Below are 865 nucleotides of genomic sequence, written 5' to 3' on the forward strand. Positions count from 1 at the left end.
GTGTGAGCACTTCGGGTGATTGCTTGCAAGGAATTATCAGCGTCTCGAGCTTTTTCCACGCTGTCTTTAGCCATTTCTTGGCCTAAAGCTATTGACTCAGTTGCACCTTCGGTACCCGCCTGTAGCTGCTGAACCAAGTGCTGAATTTCTTCAGTCGATTTCTGTGTCTGACTCGCCAAGGTACGCACTTCATCTGCAACGACGGCAAAGCCGCGACCACTATCTCCTGCACGAGCCGACTCGATGGAGGCATTCAAGGCTAGTAAGTTTGTTTGATCAGCGATGCCTCGAATAAAATCTAACACGGTACTTATGTTGTGCGTATCCTGTTCAACACGCTGTATGGTCTCGGCTGTATGTTCGACACCTTCAGCTAGCTGATCAATCACCGATACCGCAACATTAACAACTTGGGACCCGGATTCGGCCTCGGAGTTCGCTTCTTTCGCTGCTTCCGCTGCCGAATGCGCGTTATCCGTCACATGAGATACTGCCACACTCATCTGTGTAATCGCTGTCGCAACGCGTTCAGATTGGTCTTTCTGTTGATTAATTCTATCTTGAGTATTAATCGTCAAAGAGCTCAATTACTCTGATGCCTCGCTAATATGATCAACCAGCTCAGTTAACTGCTTAATGATTCCTTCGACTTGATCTAGAAATTTATTGAAGGTTAGTACCATGCCATTTATTTCTATCACGGGTGAGCTGGACTCAACACGGAGCCCCATATCTAAGGTATGACTAATATGGCTGATTTGTCTCGAAGCATCAGAGATCGGTTTGGAGATGTGTCGGCCGATAAGTAAGGCGCAGATCGCAGCTAACACAGTCACTACTAACACTGGCCAGGCCATTTCCTTCA

2 protein-coding genes are annotated in these 865 nt (G+C 47.3%); both read right to left on the bottom strand.

Translation table 11 applies throughout. The features are described 5' to 3' along the window. On the bottom strand, positions 1-587 hold a 587-nt coding region (locus tag A3735_RS19580), incomplete at its 3' end, for a methyl-accepting chemotaxis protein (protein WP_231882583.1). Then, a partial coding sequence (locus A3735_RS19585) for a hypothetical protein (RefSeq protein ID WP_231882584.1) occupies positions 588-865 on the bottom strand: 278 nt, incomplete at its 5' end.

The sequence above is a fragment of the Oleiphilus sp. HI0061 genome (assembly GCF_001635675.1).